This is a genomic window from Pseudomonas sp. JV449, assembly GCF_032424295.1.
GTDB lineage: Bacteria > Pseudomonadota > Gammaproteobacteria > Pseudomonadales > Pseudomonadaceae > Aquipseudomonas > Aquipseudomonas marginalis.
In genome coordinates this window covers 128,511-150,866 of the sequence record NZ_VYKD01000033.1, presented here as the reverse complement: position 1 = coordinate 150,866, position 22,356 = coordinate 128,511, and the positions used below count along the sequence as shown (strand labels likewise).

16 protein-coding genes are annotated in these 22,356 nt (G+C 61.6%); 9 read left to right on the top strand and 7 right to left on the bottom strand.

What is annotated here, in order from left to right; genetic code table 11:
- Window positions 1-16 precede the first annotated feature (16 nt).
- Together F6S08_RS28855 and bfr are read left to right on the top strand one after the other, a co-directional pair.
- Window positions 17-1,465 (top strand): catalase, encoded by a 1,449-nt coding sequence (locus F6S08_RS28855; RefSeq protein ID WP_137211973.1) that lies wholly within the window; start codon window positions 17-19, stop codon window positions 1,463-1,465.
- A gap of 155 nt (window positions 1,466-1,620) precedes the next feature.
- On the top strand, window positions 1,621-2,085 hold the full coding sequence (gene bfr / locus F6S08_RS28850; RefSeq protein ID WP_017525959.1) for a bacterioferritin: 465 nt from the start codon (window positions 1,621-1,623) through the stop codon (window positions 2,083-2,085).
- 63 nt (window positions 2,086-2,148) lie between these two features.
- Here the strand turns inward: bfr and uvrA are convergent, their stop codons facing one another.
- Window positions 2,149-4,983, bottom strand: coding sequence for an excinuclease ABC subunit UvrA (gene uvrA, locus F6S08_RS28845; protein WP_065925355.1), 2,835 nt, complete (start codon window positions 4,981-4,983; stop codon window positions 2,149-2,151).
- Between the two features lie 178 nt (window positions 4,984-5,161).
- On the opposite strand from uvrA, the gene F6S08_RS28840 reads away from it, so the two are divergent.
- From F6S08_RS28840 to tam, 3 genes are all read left to right on the top strand, one after another.
- A complete protein-coding gene (locus F6S08_RS28840) occupies window positions 5,162-6,556 on the top strand; it encodes an MFS transporter (RefSeq protein WP_015886131.1) in 1,395 nt (464 codons plus the stop codon).
- A gap of 9 nt (window positions 6,557-6,565) precedes the next feature.
- The gene (locus F6S08_RS28835; RefSeq protein WP_065925356.1) at window positions 6,566-7,081 is read left to right on the top strand and encodes a single-stranded DNA-binding protein; all 516 of its coding nucleotides are present in this window, start codon (window positions 6,566-6,568) and stop codon (window positions 7,079-7,081) included.
- Window positions 7,082-7,286: 205 nt separating this feature from the next.
- The gene (gene tam / locus F6S08_RS28830) at window positions 7,287-8,048 is read left to right on the top strand and encodes a trans-aconitate 2-methyltransferase (protein WP_074847757.1); all 762 of its coding nucleotides are present in this window, start codon (window positions 7,287-7,289) and stop codon (window positions 8,046-8,048) included.
- Between the two features lie 21 nt (window positions 8,049-8,069).
- Here the strand turns inward: tam and F6S08_RS28825 are convergent, their stop codons facing one another.
- Complete coding sequence (locus tag F6S08_RS28825; RefSeq protein WP_065925358.1) at window positions 8,070-8,633, bottom strand: cysteine hydrolase family protein; 564 nt, start codon at window positions 8,631-8,633, stop codon at window positions 8,070-8,072.
- 96 nt (window positions 8,634-8,729) lie between these two features.
- Here F6S08_RS28825 and F6S08_RS28820 point away from each other — a divergent pair, with 96 nt between their 5' ends.
- The 3 genes from F6S08_RS28820 to F6S08_RS28810 all read left to right on the top strand — a co-directional run bounded on the left by F6S08_RS28820 (window position 8,730) and on the right by F6S08_RS28810 (window position 11,715).
- Complete coding sequence (locus F6S08_RS28820; RefSeq protein WP_065925359.1) at window positions 8,730-9,689, top strand: GlxA family transcriptional regulator; 960 nt, start codon at window positions 8,730-8,732, stop codon at window positions 9,687-9,689.
- Between the two features lie 171 nt (window positions 9,690-9,860).
- Window positions 9,861-10,970, top strand: coding sequence for a DUF3182 family protein (locus tag F6S08_RS28815; RefSeq protein WP_315872670.1), 1,110 nt, complete (start codon window positions 9,861-9,863; stop codon window positions 10,968-10,970).
- Window positions 10,960-11,715, top strand: coding sequence for an alpha/beta hydrolase family protein (locus F6S08_RS28810; RefSeq protein WP_315872669.1), 756 nt, complete (start codon window positions 10,960-10,962; stop codon window positions 11,713-11,715). The genes F6S08_RS28815 and F6S08_RS28810 overlap by 11 nt, the downstream gene beginning before the upstream one ends.
- 5 nt (window positions 11,716-11,720) lie before the next feature.
- Here F6S08_RS28810 and F6S08_RS28805 read toward each other — a convergent pair whose 3' ends face one another.
- Genes F6S08_RS28805 through F6S08_RS28790 form a run of 4 tightly spaced genes read right to left on the bottom strand, consistent with a single transcriptional unit; the run spans window position 11,721 to window position 15,625 of the window.
- Window positions 11,721-12,677 (bottom strand): lysylphosphatidylglycerol synthase domain-containing protein, encoded by a 957-nt coding sequence (locus F6S08_RS28805; protein ID WP_065925125.1) that lies wholly within the window; start codon window positions 12,675-12,677, stop codon window positions 11,721-11,723.
- Window positions 12,667-13,929, bottom strand: a complete 1,263-nt coding sequence (gene clsB, locus F6S08_RS28800) for a cardiolipin synthase ClsB (RefSeq protein WP_065946592.1) — start codon at window positions 13,927-13,929, stop codon at window positions 12,667-12,669. The genes F6S08_RS28805 and clsB overlap by 11 nt, the downstream gene beginning before the upstream one ends.
- Entirely contained in the window at window positions 13,926-14,702 is a 777-nt protein-coding gene (locus F6S08_RS28795) for an endonuclease/exonuclease/phosphatase family protein (RefSeq protein WP_065925127.1), read from the bottom strand. Before F6S08_RS28795 ends, clsB begins: the two co-directional genes overlap by 4 nt.
- Window positions 14,699-15,625, bottom strand: coding sequence for a DUF72 domain-containing protein (locus tag F6S08_RS28790; protein WP_315872668.1), 927 nt, complete (start codon window positions 15,623-15,625; stop codon window positions 14,699-14,701). Before F6S08_RS28790 ends, F6S08_RS28795 begins: the two co-directional genes overlap by 4 nt.
- A gap of 243 nt (window positions 15,626-15,868) precedes the next feature.
- Between F6S08_RS28790 and F6S08_RS28785 the strand changes: the two genes are divergently transcribed.
- Complete coding sequence (locus F6S08_RS28785; RefSeq protein WP_065925129.1) at window positions 15,869-17,974, top strand: mechanosensitive ion channel family protein; 2,106 nt, start codon at window positions 15,869-15,871, stop codon at window positions 17,972-17,974.
- Window positions 17,975-18,081: 107 nt separating this feature from the next.
- Here F6S08_RS28785 and F6S08_RS28780 read toward each other — a convergent pair whose 3' ends face one another.
- Window positions 18,082-22,341 (bottom strand): DEAD/DEAH box helicase, encoded by a 4,260-nt coding sequence (locus F6S08_RS28780; protein ID WP_315872667.1) that lies wholly within the window; start codon window positions 22,339-22,341, stop codon window positions 18,082-18,084.
- Window positions 22,342-22,356 lie beyond the last annotated feature (15 nt).

Sequence of the window (22,356 nt, the reverse complement as noted above, 5' to 3'; positions counted from 1 at the left end):
CTGAGGAAAATTGAGCATGAGCCAGAATAAAATCCTTACCACCGCCAGCGGCGCTCCCGTTGCGGATAACCAGAATTCCCGTTCAGCCGGCCCGCGCGGCCCGCTGCTTCTTGACGATTTTCACCTGATCGAGAAACTTGCCCATTTCAACCGTGAAAACATCCCTGAGCGTCGCGTACACGCCAAGGGGTCGGGTGCCTACGGGACCTTCACGGTCACCCGGGACATCACCCAGTACACCAGCGCCAAATTGTTCGAATCCGTTGGTAAGCAAACTCCAACGTTCCTGCGTTTCTCCACTGTGGGGGGGGAGCGTGGGTCGGCGGACACAGAGCGCGACCCTCGTGGTTTCGCCTTGAAGTTCTACACCGAAGAAGGTAATTGGGACATCGTGGGTAACAACACACCGGTGTTCTTCATACGCGATCCGCTGAAATTCCCAGATTTCATCCACACTCAGAAGCGGTTGCCGCAAAGCAACCTGAAAAGCGCGCAAATGATGTGGGACTTCTGGTCGCACTCTCCAGAGGCGCTGCACCAGGTCACCATTCTGTTTTCGGACCGTGGTATTCCCGATGGCTACCGTCATATGCACGGCTTTGGCAGCCACACCTACAGCTTGATTAACGCCAGCGGCGAGCGGCACTGGGTGAAGTGGCACTACAAAACCAAGCAAGGCATCAAGAACCTGGCACCGGCTGAAGCGGCCCGTTTGGCCGGTACTGATCCTGATTACGCCCAGCGGGATCTGTTTGGTGCGATCGAGCGCGGTGACTTCCCGAAATGGCGGGTCTGTATCCAGATCATGACCGAGGCCCAGGCGAACGCCCATTACGAGAATCCGTTTGATGTGACCAAAACCTGGTCGCAGAAAGAATTCCCGTTGATTGAAGTGGGTGAGCTGGAACTTAACCGCAACCCGCAGAACTACTTCGCTGAAGTAGAGCAGGCTGCATTTGGCCCAAGCAACATGGTTCCAGGCGTTGGCCTGTCGCCAGACCGTATGCTCCAAGGTCGGGTTTTCGCTTACGCAGATGCTCACCGCTACCGTGTGGGTACCAACCACCAGCAATTGCCGGTGAATGCTCCGCGCAGCCCGGTCAACAGCTACCAGCGTGATGGCTCAATGGCATTTGGCAGCAATGGTGGTGCGACTCCGAACTACGAACCGAACAGCTACGCCGAAGCACCCAAGCAAGCGCCTCAGTACGCCGAGCCAGCGTTGGCTTTGAGCGGTGCAGCTGATCGTTACGATCATCGCGAAGACACCGATTACTACAGCCACGCAGGTGCGCTGTTCCGCCTGATGAATGATGAGCAGAAAGCACTGCTCACCAATAACATCGCTGGCGCAATGAGCGGTGTCTCCAGTGATGTGGTCCAGCGTCAACTGCGGCACTTCTATAAGGCAGATCCTGCTTATGGAGAAGCAATCGCAAAGGCACTGGGTGTATCGCTTAACTGACTCTAAACGATAAGCAGAACCGCCCTCATTTGGGCGGTTTTTGCGTTATTTCAGCTACTTTTCTGCGGAAATCTTCACTTTTCTGCCGTTAGTCCCGTGACCTCCGAGTCAGCATGGTTCAAACTACAGACTTTCAAGCAGGGAGATGTAGGGCGATGCAAGGTCACCCCGACGTAATCGATTACCTCAACACGTTGCTGACGGGCGAACTGGCAGCTCGTGATCAATATTTCATCCACTCGCGCATGTACGAAGACTGGGGTTTTACCGAACTCTACGAGCGTATCAACCACGAAATGGAAGAAGAGGCACAGCACGCCGATGCACTGATGCGTCGTATCCTGATGCTCGAAGGTACGCCACGTATGCGTCCCGACGATCTGGATGTGGGTACCAGCGTACCTGACATGCTTGCAGCCGATCTTCGTCTTGAATACAAGGTGCGTGCCGCTCTCTGCAAGGGCATCGAGCTCTGCGAGCAGCACAGCGACTTCGTCACGCGGGAAATCCTGCGCGTGCAGTTGAACGATACCGAAGAAGATCACACCTACTGGCTGGAAAAGCAGTTGGGCTTGATCAAGCTGATTGGCCTGGAAAACTACCTGCAATCGCAGTTCTGATTTCCTACAAAAAAGCCCCTGTCACTTCAGCAGTGACAGGGGCTTTTTATTGGGCCTGATAAATCAGGCCCGGTCGCGCGCCAGCAATGGCTTCAAGTAGTAACCCGTATGCGATTGTGGCATCTCGGAGACCTGCTCCGGCGTACCCACCGCGATGATCTGGCCGCCCTTGGATCCGCCTTCCGGCCCTAGATCCACCAGCCAGTCGGCCGTCTTGATCACATCCAGGTTGTGCTCGATCACCACCACGGTGTTGCCGTGATCACGCAAGCGGTGCAACACATCCAGCAATTGCTGAATATCCGCAAAGTGCAGGCCAGTTGTCGGCTCATCCAGGATATACAAGGTCTTGCCCGTATCGCGTTTGGACAGCTCGCGAGACAGCTTCACCCGCTGCGCTTCACCACCGGACAGCGTGGTCGCCGACTGCCCCAGCTTGATATAGGACAGACCCACATCCATCAGCGTCTGCAGCTTGCGCGCAAGCGCCGGAACCGCATCAAAGAACACCCGCGCTTCCTCGATGGTCATCTCCAGGGTCTCGTGGATGCTCTTGCCCTTGTACTTGATTTCCAGGGTTTCGCGGTTATAACGCTTGCTCTTGCACACATCGCACGGCACGTAGATGTCCGGGAGGAAGTGCATCTCCACCTTGATCAGGCCATCGCCCTGGCACGCTTCACAGCGACCACCCTTGACGTTGAACGAGAAGCGGCCTGGCCCGTAGCCCCGTGAACGGGATTCCGGCACGCCAGCAAACAGCTCACGAATAGGCGTGAACAACCCGGTGTAGGTCGCGGGGTTGGAGCGCGGTGTGCGGCCAATCGGGCTTTGGTCGATATCGACCACCTTGTCCAGGTGTTCCAGACCCTTGATGCTGTCGTGCGCGGCGGCTTCCAGGGTGGTAGCGCCGTTCAAGGCGGTGGCACTCAAGGGGAACAGCGTGTTGTTGATCAGCGTCGACTTACCTGAGCCGGAAACACCGGTCACGCAGGTCAGCAGGCCCAGTGGTATTTCCAGGTCAACATTGCGCAAGTTGTTGCCGCGCGCGCCCTTGAGGTGCAACGCCATCTTCTTGTTGCGCGGTGTACGCTTGGCTGGCACTGCGATCTTCACGCGGCCGGACAGGTACTTGCCGGTCAACGAGTCGGGATGTGCCATTACCTCGGCAGGCGTGCCCTCGGCGACAATATGTCCTCCATGTACGCCGGCGCCTGGGCCAATATCGACCACGTAGTCCGCCAGGCGAATCGCATCTTCATCGTGCTCGACCACGATCACCGTATTGCCGATATCCCGCAGGTGTTTCAGCGTGCCCAGCAGGCGATCGTTGTCCCGCTGGTGCAAACCAATCGAAGGCTCATCGAGGATGTACAACACCCCCACCAGGCCGGCACCAATCTGGCTGGCCAGGCGAATTCGCTGCGCTTCACCGCCGGACAACGTATCTGCGCTGCGATCCAGCGACAGATAGTCCAGGCCAACGTTAACCAGGAACTGCAGGCGCTCGCGGATCTCCTTGAGGATCTTGTCGGCAATTTCCCCACGGCGCCCGGTGAGCTTTAGCACACCAAAGTATTCACAGGCATCGCCGATCGGCAGGTTGGTCACCGCCGGCAGCGTTTTCTCACCCACCCATACATGCCGCGCCTCACGACGCAGGCGAGTGCCCCGGCAATCCGGGCAAGGTTGGGTGCTTAGGAATTTCGCCAGCTCTTCGCGCACACTCGCCGATTCAGTCTCGCGGTAGCGGCGTTCCAGGTTGGGGACAATGCCTTCGAACGGATGTGAGCGCTTGACGATGTCGCCACGGTCGTTCAGGTACTTGAAGTCGACGTTCTGCGAGCCGCTGCCATTGAGGATGACTTTCTGCTGGTCTGCCGGCAGTTGGTTGAAAGGTACTTCAAGGCTGAACTTGTAATGGGACGCCAACGACCCGAGCATCTGGAAGTAGTAGACGTTACGCCTGTCCCAGCCGCGTATCGCGCCCTCCGCCAATGTCAGGTCGCCGTTGACCAGGCGCTTGATGTCGAAGAATTGCTTCACGCCCAGGCCATCGCAGGTCGGGCAGGCCCCGGCCGGGTTGTTGAAGGAGAACAGCTTGGGCTCCAGCTCGCTGATGGCGTGGCCACAGATCGGGCAGGCAAAGCGCGCGGAGAAGATGATCTCTTCACCCGGCTCATCATCCATCGGTGCCACCAGGGCAATGCCATCCGCCAGCTTCAACGCGGTCTCGAACGATTCGGCCAGACGCTGCTGCAGGTCGGCCCGCACCTTGAAGCGATCGACCACGACATCAATCGAGTGCTTCTTCTGCTTGTCGAGTTTCGGCGCTTCGTCCAGCTCATAGAGCTTGCCGTTGATACGCGCACGTACGAAACCTTGAGCACGCAGCTCTTCGAATACAGAGAGGTGTTCGCCCTTGCGCTCGCGAATCACCGGTGCCAGCAGCATCAGCTTGGCACCTTCCGGTTGGGCCAGCACCAGGTCGACCATCTGGCTGACGGTCTGGGCTTCCAGCGGAATGTCGTGGTCCGGGCAACGGGGGATACCCACCCGCGCGTACAGCAGGCGCAGGTAGTCGTAGATTTCGGTGATGGTGCCCACGGTGGAACGCGGATTGTGGGAGGTCGACTTCTGCTCAATGGAAATCGCCGGCGACAGGCCTTCAATGGTGTCGACGTCCGGCTTTTCCATCATCGACAGGAACTGACGGGCATAGGCCGACAGCGATTCCACATAGCGCCGCTGACCTTCGGCATACAGCGTGTCGAACGCCAGGGACGATTTGCCGGAGCCGGACAAGCCGGTGATGACGATCAGTTTGTCCCGGGGCAGGGTCAGGTCGATGTTCTTCAGGTTGTGGGTTCTAGCCCCACGAATCAGGATCTTGTCCAAGATGGCCTCGCACGGCGGGCGTAAATAATGCAGGAGTATACGGCTAAAGACTGGATGAATATACACTGTCAAAGTGCCGGGTGCAGCCTTACATGAAAGCTGCGCGGCAAAGCGCCGCATATACCCTCTCAATCGATGGGACTGGTAGAATCGCCGCCGGTTCACACGAGGTTTTTCCATGCACGATCCCCACAGCGAACGCATGAGTAGCGGCGAGACCCGAGCAGCAAGCGGTCTGGCCCTGGTGTTCGCGTTCCGTATGCTTGGCATGTTCATGGTGTTGCCGGTACTGGCGACCTATGGAATGGATCTGGCAGGCGCGACCCCCGCACTGATCGGCCTGGCGATTGGCGCCTATGGCCTGACCCAGGCGATTTTTCAGATCCCGTTCGGAATCATTTCCGACCGGATTGGCCGGCGCCCGGTGATTTACCTCGGGCTGATTGTCTTCGCCCTCGGCAGCGTGCTCGCGGCACAATCCGATTCGATCTGGGGCGTGATCGCCGGACGCATACTGCAAGGCGCCGGGGCGATTTCCGCTGCCGTCATGGCGCTGCTGTCCGACCTGACCCGTGAGCAACACCGCACCAAGGCCATGGCCATGATCGGCATGACCATCGGTCTGTCGTTCGCCGTGGCCATGGTCGTGGGCCCATTGCTGACGCGTGCCTTTGGCTTGCACGGCCTGTTCCTTGCCACCGGCGGCATGGCGTTGTTCGGGATCGTGATCGTGGCCTTCATGGTGCCGCGCTCCACTGGCACGTTGCAGCACCGTGAGTCGGGCGTCGCACGCAAGGCCCTGTTGCCGACGCTCAAGCACCCGGATCTGTTGCGCCTGGATTTAGGTATCTTCGTCTTACACGCAATGCTGATGTGCAGCTTCGTCGCCTTGCCCCTGGCGCTGGTGGAAAAAGCCGGGCTGCCCAAGGAACAGCACTGGTGGGTCTACCTCACCGCACTGCTGATTTCGTTCTTCGCCATGATCCCGTTCATCATCTATGGCGAGAAGAAACGCAAAATGAAACGAGTTTTGCTCGGTGCCGTCGCGACATTAATGCTCACTGAACTATTCTTCTGGCAGTTCGGCGACAGCCTACGGGCGCTGGTTATTGGCACGGTGGTGTTCTTCACCGCGTTCAACCTGCTGGAGGCTTCATTGCCTTCGCTGATCAGTAAAGTTTCACCGGCCGGCGGCAAAGGCACGGCGATGGGGGTGTATTCCACCAGCCAGTTCCTTGGCTCGGCGCTGGGCGGCATCATGGGCGGCTGGATGTTCCAGCATGGCGGTTTGTCGGTTGTGTTCCTCGGATGCGCCGGGCTGGCTGCACTTTGGTTGGCCTTTGCTGTTACCATGCGCGAACCTCCCTACGTCACAAGCCTGCGTTTGCCGCTATCGCCTGAGGCGATCCGTGAAAGCGGTCTGGTAGAGCGCCTGAAGGCAGTCGTAGGGGTAACAGATGCAGTCGTGGTCGCTGAAGAGGCGGCCATTTACATCAAATTGGACACCGAATTATTGGATCGCGCGACGCTCGAGCAACTGGTCAACCCAGTGCCGACAGCGCGCCCAGCATAGGAGAACGTTATGGCCCGTGGGGTTAACAAAGTCATATTGGTCGGTACATGCGGCCAGGATCCCGAAGTTCGCTACTTGCCTAACGGTAACGCCGTGACCAACCTGAGTCTGGCGACCAGCGAACAATGGACCGACAAGCAGACCGGCCAGAAGGTCGAGAAAACCGAATGGCACCGTGTGTCGATGTTCGGCAAGGTCGCAGAGATCGCCGGTGAATACCTGCGCAAAGGTTCGCAGGTCTACATCGAAGGCAAGCTGCAAACCCGCGAGTGGGAAAAAGACGGCATCAAGCGTTACACCACTGAAATCGTGGTCGACATGCAAGGCACCATGCAACTGCTGGGCGGCCGTCCACAGGGCGACCAACAAGGCCAGGGCGGTATGTCCAACTCGGCACCGCGTCCACAGCAGACGCGTCCGCAGCCAAGCCAGCAGCCACAGCGTGAGTCGCGTCCAGCACCGCAACAGGCCGCTCCGCAACCGGCTCCGGATTTCGACAGCTTTGATGACGATATTCCGTTCTAGGATATCGCTCGGCGCAATCCGTATAGCTTTCCCAAAAAGCCCCGTGAGCCCTGCTCTCGGGGCTTTTTTGTAATTTCGTGATGCATGAAGCTGCACCCGCAACGGATTAAATGACGGGATGGAACGATCGCCGGCCCTGGCATTTGTCTCCGGGGGCCACTCGATTTAGGCTGTAACCCACTTCCACAGAACAAGGAGAGCCGCGATGACCTGGTCTGCCAAGCAATACACGATGTTTGAACAACAACGCACTCGTCCGGTCCGTGACCTGGTCGCGGCCATTCCGAATACCGTGGTGCACACAGCGGTGGACCTGGGTTGCGGCCCCGGCAACTCCACCCAGGTATTGGCCGAGCGTTTCCCGCAGGCGCAGGTGACGGGCCTGGACAGTTCCGACGACATGCTGGTCGACGCCCGCAAGCGCCTGCCCGCGCTGAACTTTGAGCTGGCGGACATCGGTGCCTGGAGTCCGTCGCAGACATTCGACGTGATCCTCGCCAACGCCTCGCTGCAATGGCTGCCAAACCACGCCACGCTCTATCCGCATCTGGTCGACCAGTTGGCGCCTGGCGGCACGCTCGCCGTACAAACCCCAGACAACCTCAATGAACCCGCCCACCGGCTGGCACGCGAAGTGGCGGCAGATGGCCCATGGGCGGCAAAGATCGGCGCGTTCCAACACAATGAGCGCCACTCGGTGAGCTACTACTACGAGTTGCTGAGCCAACACTGCAGTACCGTGGATGTGTGGCACACCACGTACCAGCACCCGCTGGCGGATCATGCCGCTGTGGTGGAGTGGTTCAAGGGCTCGGGCTTGCGACCCTTTCTCGCGCCACTGACCGATAGCGAAAAAGCCGCTTTCCTACAGGAATACCAGGCGCGGATTACACAGGCTTATCCAGCACTAGGCGATGGCACCGTATTACTGCCCTTCCCGCGCCTGTTTATCATCGCGACCCGCTGACGGCACAGAAGCAAGCAGCGCTTACGCCGCTGCTGCCTGCGCCTTCAAATACTCATCCGCTGACACTACGCCCGCGTAGCCAAATGCCAACGACGCCATATACGCGCCATGCACCTGCGCCGCCGGAATCACCTGCCCATTGAACTCCAGATCGCGGGTGGCACATGCGTCATGAATCACCGTGACCTTGTAGCCCAGGTCCGCTGCGGCCCGCACCACCGCATCGATGCACATATGGCTCATGCTGCCGACCACCACCAGTTCGGTGATGCTGCGCTGTTCCAGAAGGGCGCGTAGAGGGGTTTCGCGGAACGCATTCACGAAATGTTTAAGCACCACCGGCTCGCTGCCCTCGTTCAGCACCTTGGGGTGCAAATAGGCACCCTCAGAGTTCGGCGTGAAAAACGGTGCATCCTCGGACGTGAACTCATGGCGCACATGAATCACTGCATCCCCGTTCTGGCGAAACGCCTGGAGCACCTGCGCAGCCTTGTCCGCGGCGGCGTCCACGCCATCGAGCGGCCACTTGCCTTGAGGGAAGTAGTCGTTCTGGATATCGATTAGGATGAGCGCTTGCTTGGCCATGGGTATTGCCTCGTGATGGGTTGATGGGGCCAGTATGTTAGCTGGCGCCGGAGCGGGGGATTGGCTGCACCGACAATAACAGGGGGAAAACTGACAATGGCGGTTGTTGAGCTGGGCGTGTTGATCTACCAGGGGGCGCAGTTGGCAGCGGTGCATGGGCTGACCGATCTGTTCGGTGTCGCCAACCGGATCGCCGCCGAGCATCAATCCGCACAGCTGCCGTTGCTGCGGGTGAGCCACTGGCAGGTAGATGGCCATGGCACACCCACGCGGGTATTCGACAGCTACCCAGGGCCTGAGCAACCGATGATGGCGGTGCTGGTGCCGCCTTCAATCGGCGAGTTCACCGAAGACCAGGCGCCGCCCGCACTGCTCGAGTGGATTCGCCAGCAACACGCTGCAGGCACCGTGCTCGGTGGCGTGTGCATCGGTTCGATCCTGCTGGCGCGCAGCGGTCTGTTGGACGGGCGCAGCGCCACCACCCATTGGTCCTCAGCCAAATCCTTCGCGACCCGTTATCCGGCTGTACGCCTTGAGGCGGATAAACCGATCGTCGATGACGGCGACCTGATCACCACCGCCGGGCTGATGGCCTGGTCCGAGCTGGGCCTGCGCCTGGTCGACCGCCTGATGGGCCCCAGCGTCGCTGCCGATACCGCGCGTTTCCTGGTGATCGAGCACAGCGACAGTGCCAGCCAGTGCGGCAGCAACTTTGCGCCGATCCTCAGCCATGGCGATGCGGCCATCCTCAAGGTCCAGCATTGGTTGCAAGCCAGTGGCGCGGTGGATGTGTCCGTGGCCGCCATGGCGCAAGAGGCGGGGTTGGAAGAACGCACGTTCCTACGGCGTTTTCGCAGTGCCACGGGATTGAAACCCACCGAATACTGCCAGCATTTACGTGTCGGCAAGGCGCGGCAAATGCTGGAGTTCACCACCGCCACCATCGACCACATCGCCTGGACCGTGGGGTATCAGGACCCTGGTGCGTTTCGCGCCACCTTCAAGAAGATCACCGGTTTGGCACCCAGTGATTACCGCAGCCGTTTTGGCGTGTGAATCGTGCAGAACGCCCCACGGTCAAGGTGGTGTCGTGCAGAATAATACAGGCCAACTGCTATCGCTTTTTGCGCAAGCGATTGATTTCAAAGGCATCACTTTTGAACCTGCCTTGGCCTGATCCCTGCAACCTTCCACCCACACACATGGCGGGATGGCCAAGGGGGATGCATGACCCCGACTCAACGCAAGAAATGGGTAGTCGCTCACTCCACGCGAGAGGGCGCTCCCCGGCATGAAGTCGAAACCAACCGAGCCCTTGCGCGCTGGCTGGCACAAATCCTTGGGCTCAAGTACGGCGGTGATTACGATCCACGCAAACACGCCGGCCGTGAGCGCTACCTGCTTCCCACGCAAACGCTGATTGGCCCTGCACAGGCGCGGGCCCTTGATATCAAGGGCCCCGAAGACCTGTGGGGCGGTTATGTGGAGCATGATTTCATCGGCACCAAAGCCATCAGTCACGGCCTGCTGGGCCCGGACGCTGCAGCCCCCGAAGGCTGGTCGCCCTTGTTCTGCGAGCGCGTGCGCGACGTTGTGCTGGACGGCCTGAGCGTATTTGCGTTCAACGATGCACAGGAAGCCGCCAAACGCTTGCTCTACAGCGGGCCGATCCGCCTGAAACCGGTGCATGCCTGCGCCGGGCGCGGCCAGGAAGTTATCCACAGCCTGGATGAGTTCGAGGCCGTGCTGGCGCGCCCCGAAGCGGCCCGGATGTTCAGCGAAGGCGTCGTGCTGGAACAAGACCTGCACGATGTGGTCACCCATAGTGTGGGCCAGAGTTTTATCGGCGATCACGTCATCAGCTACTGCGGCGAGCAATACCTGACCCAGGACGGACAGGGCGGGGAGGTCTACGGTGGCTCCAACCTGCTGGTGGTGCCTGGCGGTTATGACGATTTGCTCAAGCTCGAGCTGCCCGGCGACGTGCGCCAAGCCATCGAGCAAGCCCAGGTCTTCGACGCGGCCGCCGATGAGGCTTACCCGGGTTTCTACGCGTCCCGGCGCAACTACGATATCGCCCAGGGCCTGGACAGCGACGGCCAGCGGCGCAGTGGTGTGCTTGAACAATCCTGGCGCATGGGGGGCGCCAGCAGCGCGGAAGTCGCGGCGCTGCAGAGCTTTATCAACCACCCGGGCCTCAAGGCCATTCAGGTGTCTTCGGTAGAAACCTACGTGGACCAGGCGCTGCCCGCGGATGCTATCGAGGTGTACCGAGGCCCGGCGGAACACAGCGACTTTCTTCTCAAGTACGTGACGGTTAAATCTTATGACGGCTAGAAGCGAAAGCATTGCGATCGACATCGACGACGAACAGATGAGCGGCACGTTCCTCAGCCCCAAATCGAAGGTGCCGGGGGTGCTATTCGTGCACGGCTGGGGCGGTAGCCAGGAGCGGGACCTGGAGCGCGCCAAAGGTATCGCCGGGCTGGGATGCGTGTGCCTGACGTTCGATCTGCGTGGCCACGCGGGCACAGGTATCCCGTTGTCCCGCGTCACCCGTGAAGACAACCTGCGCGATCTGCTGGCGGCCTACGACCGACTGCTCTCGCACCCGGCCATCGACACCTCGGCGGTGGCGGTGGTGGGCACCAGCTATGGCGGCTACCTGGCGGCGATTCTCACCTCATTGCGCCCGGTGCGCTGGCTGGCGCTGCGCGTGCCTGCGTTGTACCGCGACCAGGAATGGCTCAAGCCCAAGCGTGACCTCGATAAGGCCGACCTGATGGATTACCGCAGCACGCTGGTGCACGCCGAAACCAACCGCGCACTGCAGGCCTGCGCGCAATTTGCCGGTGATGTGCTGATTGTCGAATCGGAAACCGATGACCATGTGCCCCACGCCACCATCATGAGCTACCGCGCGGCGTGCCAGCACACGCACTCCCTGACGCACCGCATCATCGATGGTGCCGACCACTCCCTGAGCGATCCAGTGTCACAACAGGCCTACACCTCGATCCTGGTGGACTGGATCACCGAGATGGTAGTGGGGGAACGGTTGAGCATCATCCAGTCCCAGTAACGCGATCATGCTGGTGTTTTCTTCACCCGTAGTGCCTTGGCTTTGGCCTCGACACCGAGGTACATCACCAGGGCGATCAGTAGCGGCAGGATAAAGTAAATGGCCCGATAGGCGATCAACCCGGCCAGCAAACTGCCGCGCGACGCTTCATGTTGCAGCAGTGCGATAAACACCGCTTCCAGCACCCCGAGCCCGGCGGGGATATGGGTGATGACACCGGCGATCGCGCTGATCAGCAGCACGCCCAACACCAGCGGGTAGTCCAGCTTGGCGGGCAACAAGGTGAAAATCACCGCGGCCATCAGCGACCAGTTCAACGCGCCCAATGCCAACTGCAGGCACGCCATGCGCAGCGACGGCAGGTTGATCTCGATGCCGCGAATCGACCATGCACGCTTTGTCGAGAATTGGCACGCCGCCAGATAGCCCAGGCTCGCCAGCACCAACAGCACACCCACGCCCTGCAGGGCGCCGCTGCTGAGCTTCCAGCCCGGCGGCATGGTCACCAGGCCGCTGCTGAACACCACCCCGGCCAATGCCATATAACCGAACCAATTGGTGGCCAGGCTCAGCCCGAGAATCTTGGCGATATTGCCAGTGCTCACCCCCAGCCGCGAATACAGCCGATAGCGCATGGCGATTCCGCCGACCCAGGCACTCAGGTTCAGATTGAACGCATAGCTGATGATTCCGACCGGCAGGATTTGCTTCCAGCGCAGCGGTTGGCGAATGTAGGTGCGGCCGATCAAGTCGAAGCAGGCGTAGACGATAAAGCTGCATAACGTCAGCGTGCCCGCGATCAGCAGGGTGCGCAGCTTGAAATCGCCCAGGGTGTGGAACACTTCGCTCCAGTCGATACGCCTTGCGAGCAGGGTGAACAGCACGATCAGCAACAGGAAGAACGCCACGGTCAGCGGTTTCTTCCAGCGCTTTAAGCGTGAACCGTTGGCTTCAGATGTCATGGGTTCGAGCCTCGAAGGGTTTCAACCGTGGCTTGTGCGCCGGGAACCAGCCGGTCAGCGCGGGGAAGTGGCGCATCACATGGAACACCAGGAAACCGACGGTCAGTCGCCATAGCCACAGGCGCGGCTTGCGGTTTTCCGGCATGGTCTGGCAATGCTCTTTGGCGAGTACGTCCAGGCGTTTGTACAGGTGCTGATTGAACGCCCGGTCACGAATCAGCACGTTGGCCTCCAGGTTCAGCGACAGGCTTAACGGGTCGAGGTTGCTCGAACCCACGGTGCTCCACTCGTCATCCACCAGCGCGACTTTGCCGTGCAGCGGGCGCTGGCAATATTCATGAATCACCACGCCATCCTTGAGCAGGTAGTCGTAGAGCATGCGCGCGGCCAGCTTGGCCAGCAGCACATCGGGCTGGCCCTGCATGATCAATTGCACCTTCACGCCACGGCGCGCCGCATTGCGGATCTCACGCAGCAGGCGGTAACCGGGGAAGAAATAGGCATTGGCAATCACCGCGCGTTCCCGGGCTTTGCTCAAGGCATGGATGTAGGCCTCTTCAATGTCGTCGCGGTGCTGCAGGTTGTCGCGGTAAATCAAGCGCACCAGGCCCTCGCCTGTATCGGTCGGCCAAGGCGATGGCCGTTGCTGGCGCCGTCGCCAACCGCGCCGCGTACGCACCTGGCGGCCGCTTTGGGCGAGGGCGAAATGATGCAGGTCGGCCACCGCCGGGCCTATCACCTGCACCGCGTAATCCTGCTTGGCCTCGGGGCCGAAATCCCCCAGGTGATCGGCAGAAAAATTGATCCCGCCGATAAACGCCACGGTGGCATCCACCACCACGATCTTGCGGTGCAGGCGGCGAAACCAGTTGGTGCGAATACCCAGGGTCTTGGACGCCGGGTCAAACATCTGCACGGCCACCCCGGCCTGGGCCAATTCGCCGAGAAAAGCGCGGCTCAGTTCGCCGCAGCCAAAGCCATCCAGGCTGACCACCACCTTGACTCCACGCTGCGCTGCGTCGATCAAGATGCGTTGCAGCTCATGGCCGACCTTGTCTTCGAAGAGGATAAAGGTCTCCAGCAGGATCTCCCGCTGCGCCCCGCGCAAGGCGTCGAATACTTTGGGAAAGTACGCCTCGCCGTTCTCCAGCAACTCGAGCCGGTTGTCAGGCTGCCAGCCGTAATCGAGGTCGCGAGCCTTGGCTTCATCCGGCGGCTGGTCGGTAGAAATGTGCTCAACGGCAATGTTCATAGTTCAATCTCCACCGACAGGGGCACGTGGTCTGACAGATGGGACCAGGGGCGGGTGGTCAGCACCTTGGGGTGATGAATCTTTAGATTGCGCACATAGATGCGGTCCAGTGCCAGCAGCGGCAGGCGTGCCGGAAAGGTGCGTGCGGGTTTACCGTGGGCCTGCATGAAGACTTCCTGCAGGCCGCTTTGGCTGAGGTCGGCGCGTTGGCGCCAGTCATTGAAATCGCCGGCAACCACCAACGGCGCATCCGCCGGGATCTCGCTGATACGCTGCTCCAGCAAGCGCAATTGCTGCTGGCGATGCACCTCGCGCAAGCCCAGGTGGATGCAGATCGCATGCACTTCCTGTCCGGTGCCAGGCAAGCGCAGCACGCAATGCAACAGGCCACGGTTTTCATGGCCGCTTTGGGAGATGTCGAGGTTGTCGTAACTCACGATCTGGAATTTCGACAGCAACGCATTGCCGTGGTCGCCATGGGGGTAGACCGCGTTGCGCCCGTAGGCGAACTGCGGCCAGATGCTGTCGGCGAGGAACTCGTACTGCGGCATGTTCGGCCAGTCGCTGTAGCGCTGGGGATGGCGCTCGTGGGTGCCGTGGATTTCCTGCAGGAACACCATATCAGCGCCCACACTGCGTACCGCTTCACGCAGCTCGGGCAGGATGAAGCGTCGGTTCAAGGCGGTGAAGCCCTTGTGGATATTGACCGTCAGCACCGTGAAGCGAGTGATGGCGACGGTGGGCGTAATGGGGACCCATTCCGGATGCGTCATGGCAACACCCCCGGTTCAGGCAACTTGCCGGGCTCGGTGGAAAGCTGCCTGTCCAGCCCGAAACGCTGCAGCAAGTGGCGTGCATCGAAGGGCGCACGCACTTTGATGTCATTGTCGAAAAAGCAAAACACATCCCGCTGTTTGCGGGCGCGCGGTTTGTGCTGCGGGGCGGCCAGGTGCGCATCGGCCGGTTGCTTGCCGTGGGCCCAACGTTCGATGCGATCGCCCCAGCGCTTGAGGGCTTCATCGGTATAACCGCTGGCGTACAGCTGCTTGTCGCCGTGCAAACGCAAGTACATGAAGTTGGCGGTAACATCTTCGAGATACGGCCACTTGCCGGCGGTGTCTGCCACCACCAACGCCACGCCGTGCTTATCCAGCATCTGCACAAACTCCGGCACCGCAAAACTGTTATGACGAATCTCCACCGCGTGGCGCAGGGCGCGCTTGCCGTGGGCCTGCAGGCTGGCCTTGCCGTTCAGGCGCGGCTCATGCTGGTGGGCGAGGGTAGCGGCCTGCCGGGTGTCGGTGGGCAATTCGGCGAGGAAGGCTTCGAACAGCAGCGGATCGAATTTAAAGCTGGGCGGAAACTGCCACAGGATCGGGCCGAGTTTGTCTTTCAGCTCCAGCACTCCGGAGACGAAGAAGTTCGCCATCGGCTTGTGCACATCCTGCAGGCGCAGGATATGCGTGATGTAGCGCGGTGCCTTGACACTGAACATGAAGTCTTCAGGCGTCTGGGCATACCACTCGGCGTAACGCTTGGGAGTTTGCAGCGCGTAGAACGAACCGTTGATCTCGATGCTGTTGACGGCCCGTGACGCAAACTGCAGCTCGCGTTTCTGGGTCAGCCCCTCGGGGTAGAAATCCCCCCGCCAAGGCGTGTAGCGCCATCCGGAAATGCCGATATGAATCGCCGTCATGGTTACTCCCGTCGATGTGGGTCGATTGACCTCCGTTTTGGGATGACCGTGCAATTTGCGCGAAAGTTTCCACCGTCCTACAGACGGTGCAGGTTCAAAACTGTGCCGAAGGCCACCACGCCTCACCCCGGCATGCAGGCCGCATTTGATAGTTGCCCAAGCGGCAAAGATGCTGAAACAGGGGAACGATCAGTGCTCAAATTCGTCAGTTCCTTACAGACCCTTCTGAAGGAGCCCGGTGTTTTGCTGAATCTAAAGACTGCATTACTGCTCGGCGCGCTGCTGTTCTGCGGCAGCGGCGCACTGTACGCCGCTGCCACCGCGCCGGAAGCCGAAGCACCGGCCAAACCGGAGTTGCTGGTAGAGGGCGGATTGCTCGGTGCCATCAGTTCCAGCATCGATGATGTGCAGAACAAGCTCGACCTCAATCAGAACCTTGTTGATGCCTGGCGCCTGCGCGCGGACCGCGCGGCAGATGAGGTCGGCCGGTTGGTTGACCAGACGTCGGAGCGTTCGCCGTGGAGCGTGGCCGGCGACTTCCTGCTGCTGTCCGGGGTGTGGGTCGGTGCCTTCGTTGGGTTGACGCTGCTGGGGCGGTTTATCGTGCTGCGCCTGAGTCGTCGTCCTTTCATCGAACGGCGGGGGCGCCTGCAAGGCGTGCTGGGTTATGTGGTGCCCTACACGATCCCGGCGCTGATCTGCCTGCCGCTGACGCTCTATGTCAGTCACTTCCTGCCCACGTCCATAGGTCGCGCACTGGCGCTGTGCTTTGCCTATGCGACCAGCAGCGGCATCTTCTCCACGTCGATGCTGCTGTGCGTGATTGTGATGTTCAACGTCGGCCATAAGCGGCCGGCGGTGCAGATCATTCGCGACTACTGCCCCAAGCCCCTGTTCCTGATCGGCTTCCTCGCCGCCCTCAGCGACGCCCTGACCAGTCCGCAGATCGCCCGCCAGCTCGGGGGCAATATCACCAGCAGTATCGCGGTGTTTACCGGCCTGTTCGCGGCGGTGATCTTTGGCGTGCTGGTGGTGCGCCTGCGCCGCCCGGTGGCCCACCTGATCCGTAATCGACCGCTGGCCCAGCGCCTGAAACACCCGGCGTTGCAGCAGTCGCTGCGGATATTTTCCGGCCTTTGGTACTGGCCGATCCTGTTGATGGTGCTGGTCTCGGCGATCAACCTGATCGGCGCCGGCGACGACAACCAGAAAGCCCTGCGCTGCGCGCTGTTCACCACGATTCTGTTGATCGGCACGGTATTCCTGAGCACGGTGCTGCAACACCTGTTCAAGTCCCGCAGCCAGGTGGCTATCCAGCGCAGCAGTGCCTACAAGGAGCGTTTTCTCAGCCTGTTGCACGCGATCCTGCGCATTGTCATGGCCATCGCCTTTATCGAAATACTCGGGCGGATCTGGGGCGTGTCGCTGTTCGAATTCGCCCAGCGCAACTCGGTGGGACGCGCGATCAGCGATTCCCTCAGCAGCATCGGCCTGATCCTGCTGATGACCTGGTTGTTCTGGGTGGTGCTCGACACGGCGATCCAGGAAGCGCTGAAACCGCCGGTGAACAAACGCTCCAATCGCCAGCCCAGCACAAGGGTGAAGACCATCCTGCCGCTGCTGCGCAATGCGGTGAAAATCATCCTGGTGGTGATCTGCGCAATCACCACCATGGCCAACCTGGGCATCAACGTCGCGCCGTTGCTGGCAGGGGCCGGTGTGGTCGGCCTGGCGATTGGTTTCGGCTCCCAGCAATTGGTGCAGGACGTGATTACCGGCCTGTTCATCATCATCGAAGACACCTTGTCCATCGGCGACTGGGTGGTGCTTGATTCCGGCCACGCCGGCACCGTCGAAGGCCTGACCATCCGTACCCTGCGCCTGCGCGACGGCAAGGGCTTTGTGCATTCGGTGCCGTTCGGGCAGATCAAGGCGGTCACCAACCAGTCGCGGCAATTTGCCTATGCGTTCTTCTCGGTGCAGTTCACCTACGACACCGATGTGGACAAGGCCGTGGAACTGATCCGCGAGGCCGGGCAGTCGATCCGCGACGATGTGTTCCTCAAGTACAACCTGCAAGGGCCGCTGGAGGTGTTTGGCGTCGACAAGATGGACCTTAATGGCGTGGTGCTCACGGCGCAGTTCCGTACCGTGTCGGGTGGGCAATATGCGGTGAGCCGTGCGTTCAACCAGCGTTTGAAAAAGCTTGTGGATAACTGTGATGAGGTGCACTTCGCGCAGACTTATCCACAGCAGGTTTTGTTGCCCAAGCGTACACCCCAGGTGGATGAGCCGGATGAAGAGGTGCCGGCGTCGGTGGTGTTGACGGAGCAGCCGCGTACTCAATAATCCTCCACCCCGTAGCAACTGCCGAGCGCCAGCGAGGCTGCGTCAGGCGCGCTGCCGATTCAGAATCGAGTCGCGGCCGACGCAGCCTCGCCGGGGCTCGACAGCTGCTACGGATTTGCGCGGTGCTGGATCAGCTTGTCCCGTATTGACTGCTGATCCACATCCAGCAATATCTGTTGCTTGCCCCCCACCATCACCGCCGCCGGCAACCCATCCCGATACACAACACGATTCCCACTCACCGCCGGCACCTTGCTGCCCGGCAACAGTGTGCCCACCAGGTTCAGCGGGTCAGCCCCGCACACGGCGATCAAACTCCCGTCATGGGGGCGGCGCCGCACCTCGCGCAGCAATGGGATCGCCTCCGGCAGCGCAAACTGCTCACCCGCCAGCCCGCTGACAAACCGCCCGCCGCGAATCTCACCCCGGGCTTCCAGCCGATGGAATGTGCGTAGCAGTTCGCGCCAACTCGGCAACCAATCCGCCTCGCGCTCCAGCAAACGCCAGAACACCACGCCATAACGGCGCAGCAAGGTCATCGCCACATGTTCCAGGGTTTCGGCCGAGTGCGGGCCGGCGGCGGTCGATGGGCGGCGAATCAGCGCCCAGCGTCCGGCATCGTCCATGCCGCCGATAAACGCCCCACGCCCGCGCCGACTGCTGCGCGCCTGGCGCTTGCTGGCCGGGGTGGTCAGTGCGCGCAACCCGGCAAAACTGTCGGCATTCACCAGGCCGGCGCCGACCAGTTCCTGCAAGGCGGTTTCCAGTTCGCTGCGCAACAGATGGGCTTCGTGCACCAGCTCATCGAAAAACAGCGCGCCGTGTTCGCGCAAGGCCAGGTGGACTTTCTGCGCCTTGGGCGACAGCGTCGTGCTATCGGTGGGTTCGGTGAGCCCGCTCCACAATGCCACCTGGCTGCGCGGCAACAGCACCACCGGCGTGCTGCGCAGGGCGATGGCGCCGGACTTGTTGCTCAAGCGCGTCCACACCAGCTTGCCGCTGCGGCACAGCTCGTCGAGCCAGGTCGATGAGTAATCCTTGAGACGCGCACTGAGCAGGTCACTGTCCCAGGCCGACGTGGCGGCGGCGTAGCCTTCGAACTGGCCGACAATCTGCGGCAGCATCGCGCTGCCCTGGCCACGTGTGCTATCGGACAGATGCTGCCAATCGAACAGGAAGCGCATGAAATCCTGCAGCGCCACCGGCTCGATTTCCCGGCGCAGGCGCTTGACCGTGTAGCGATGAATGCGTGCGAGCAGATGCCGTTCGCACCATTGTTCCTCGAGTGCGCCGGGGCTGAAGCGACCGCGCAGTACGTAGCCTTCCTGCTCCAGGCGGGCCAGTGCCTGGGTGATGTCGGCCAGCGGCAAGGCCAGTGGCGCGGCGATCTCGATAATGCTCTGCGGGCCGAAGCCACCCAGGCGCGCACGCAGCAGTTCCACCAGCGCGTCGTCAAAGGTCCAGGGCTCATCGAAGCCGGGGAGCAACGGCAAGCTGTTGGGGTAGATCGCCTGCAAACACCCCAGGCGCTCCACCGCGACCCACAGGCCATTGGACAACTGAAAGGCGCGGCCAGCCTTGGCCAAGGCGTTCAGCCACTCGGCCCATTGCGCCGTGACTTCGTGGCTGGCGATGCACGCCAGGCTCATCAGTGCCTCATGCATTTCATCCACGCCATGGGGCGCCGGCCAGGCCTCTTCGCGCACGCCGGCGATGGCGTCCGCATCCAGTGCGCCCAGGTCGTCGGTGCTCTGTGGGTCGCTCCAACGACGGTTGAGCACGGCCTGGGTGCGGCGTTCTTCCAGAGGTGCATCGTCGAGAAAGGTGTAGGGGCGCGCGCTGAGGATTTCGGCGGCCATGGGCGAGGGCGCCGGCAGGTCGCGGCTGATCAAGCGCACTTCGCCGCGCTCCATGCGCCGCAGCAAGGCAAGCCAGGCGTCGCTGTCCATGGCTTCGTGCAGGCAGTCATCGAGGGTTTGTTCCACCAGCGGGTGCTCGGGTACTTCGCGTTCACCGGCGAGGTTTTCCAGGCAGGCGATCTGGTCGGGGAACACACTGGCGATCAGGTCTTCGCTCTTCATGCGCTGGATCTGCGGCGCCACCTTGCGCCCACCGGTAAAGCGCGGCAGCGCCAGGGCCACGCCGGCGTTCCAGCGCCAGCGCACGCCGAACAGCGGCGCATCCAGCACCGCCTGGATCAGCAGGTGTTCGGCACTGTTGCTGTTGAGGTAACGCCACACCTCATCCAGCTCGAAACTGTGGCTGGTGGACAGCGACAGCACGATCGCATTTTCGCTGGCTGCCGCCTGCAATTCGAAATTGAAGGTGCGGCAAAAACGCTTGCGCAAGGCCAGGCCCCAGGCCCGGTTGATGCGGCTGCCGAACGGCGTGTGGATGATCAACTGGGTGCCGCCGGATTCGTCGAAAAACCGCTCCATGATCAACGTGTCCTGGGACGGCAACGCGCCGAGGGCCAGGCGCGCGCGGGCCAGGTAGTCGAGGATCTGTTCGGCGCTGGCGCGGTTCAGGCCAAGGGTGCCGGTGAGCCACTCTTGCGCCGGTTGCAGGTCGCCGGGGCTGGCGCTGAGCAGGGTGTCGAGTTGCCCCTGCAAACGCGCGACAGCGGCGGATAACTCATTGCTGCGCCCCGGCGCTTCGCCGAGCCAGAACGGAATGGTCGGCGGCTGGCCGTGGGCGTCTTCGACCCGCACTTTGCCGGCCTCGACCCGCAGGATGCGGTAGGAGGTATTGCCGAGCTGGAAGATATCCCCGGCGATGCTTTCCACCGCGAAGTCTTCGTTGACGCTGCCGATGTTCAGGCTTTGGGGTTCGAGCAACACGCTGTAGTCGGCGTTGTCGGGGATGGTGCCGCCGCTGGTCACGGCGGTCAGCTTGGCGCCACGGCGACCGCGCAGGGTGCGGGTCAGGGCATCGCGGTGCAGGTACGCGCTGCGGATACCCTGGCGCCCGTTGTAGCCCTCGGCGAGCATCTGCAGCAGCGCCTGATAGTGGCGTTCATCCAGGGTGGCGTAGGGCGCGGCGCGGTGGATCAGGTCAAGCAGGGCCTGCTCCGGCCACTCCTGGGCACTGACCTCGGCGATGATCTGCTGGGCCAGCACGTCCAGGGGCGCCACCGGGATCTGCAAGGTGTCCAGTTCTCCCCGCCGCACACAATCGAGCAGGGCGGCGCATTCGATCAGATCGTCGCGGGTGGTGGCGAACAGGCGCCCCTTGGGCGTGCCGCCGACCTGATGCCCGGAGCGGCCCACCCGTTGCAGAAAGCCGTTGATGGAGCCCGGCGAACCGATCTGGCACACCAAATCGACATCGCCGATATCAATCCCCAGTTCCAGGGACGCTGTGGCGATCAGCACTTGCAGCTCGCCGGCCTTGAGCCGTTGCTCGGCGTCCAGGCGCATCTCCTTGGCCAGGCTGCCGTGGTGGGCGGCGACGGCGCTCTTGCCCAGGCGCTCGCTCAAGTGCCGGGCCAGGCGTTCGGCCAGGCGCCGGGTGTTGACGAAGATCAGCGTGGTGCGGTGCTCACGGGCAAGGGCGGAGAGGCGGTCGTAGACCAGCTCCCAGACATCGTTGGCCATCACCGCCGACAGCGGCACCGGAGGCACTTCGATATCCAGGTCACGGGGGCGGGCATGGCCGATGTCGACGATGTCGCACGTTCGCTCAGTGCCCACCAGAAAGCGCGACACCGCTTCGATGGGTTTTTGCGTGGCCGACAGACCGATGCGGGTCAGCGGCTCGGCGCACAAGCCTTGCAGGCGCTCCAGGCTCAAGGCCAGGTGGCTGCCGCGTTTGCTGGCGGCGATGGCGTGGATTTCATCGACGATCACCGTGCGCGTGCTGGCCAGCGTCTGCCGGCCGGAGTCCGAGCCCAGCAGCACGTAGAGCGATTCCGGCGTGGTCACCAGGATATGCGGCGGGCGCTTGCGCATCTGTGCGCGGTCTTTCTGCGGGGTATCGCCGGTGCGCACGGCGGTGCGGATCACCAGTGGCGGCAGGCCCAGGCGCTGCAAATGCTCGGTGATCCCGGCCAGCGGGGTTTGCAGGTTGATCTGGATGTCATTGGACAGCGCCTTGAGCGGCGACACATACACCACCAGCGTCTCGTCCGGCAGTTGCCCGCCGTTGGCCAGGCCATGGTTAACCAGGTCATCGAGCACCGCGAGGAAGGCCGTCAGCGTCTTGCCGGAGCCGGTGGGCGCTGCGATCAGCGTCGAGCGGCGCTGGCGGATCAGCGGCCACGCCTGGGCCTGGGCCCTGGTCACCGAAGGGAAGGTGTGGCGGAACCAGGTGCTGACGGCGGGGTGGAAGCCGTTCAAGACCGTGTCGGTTGATTCAGGAAGGTTCATGCCTAAGTTATGCAG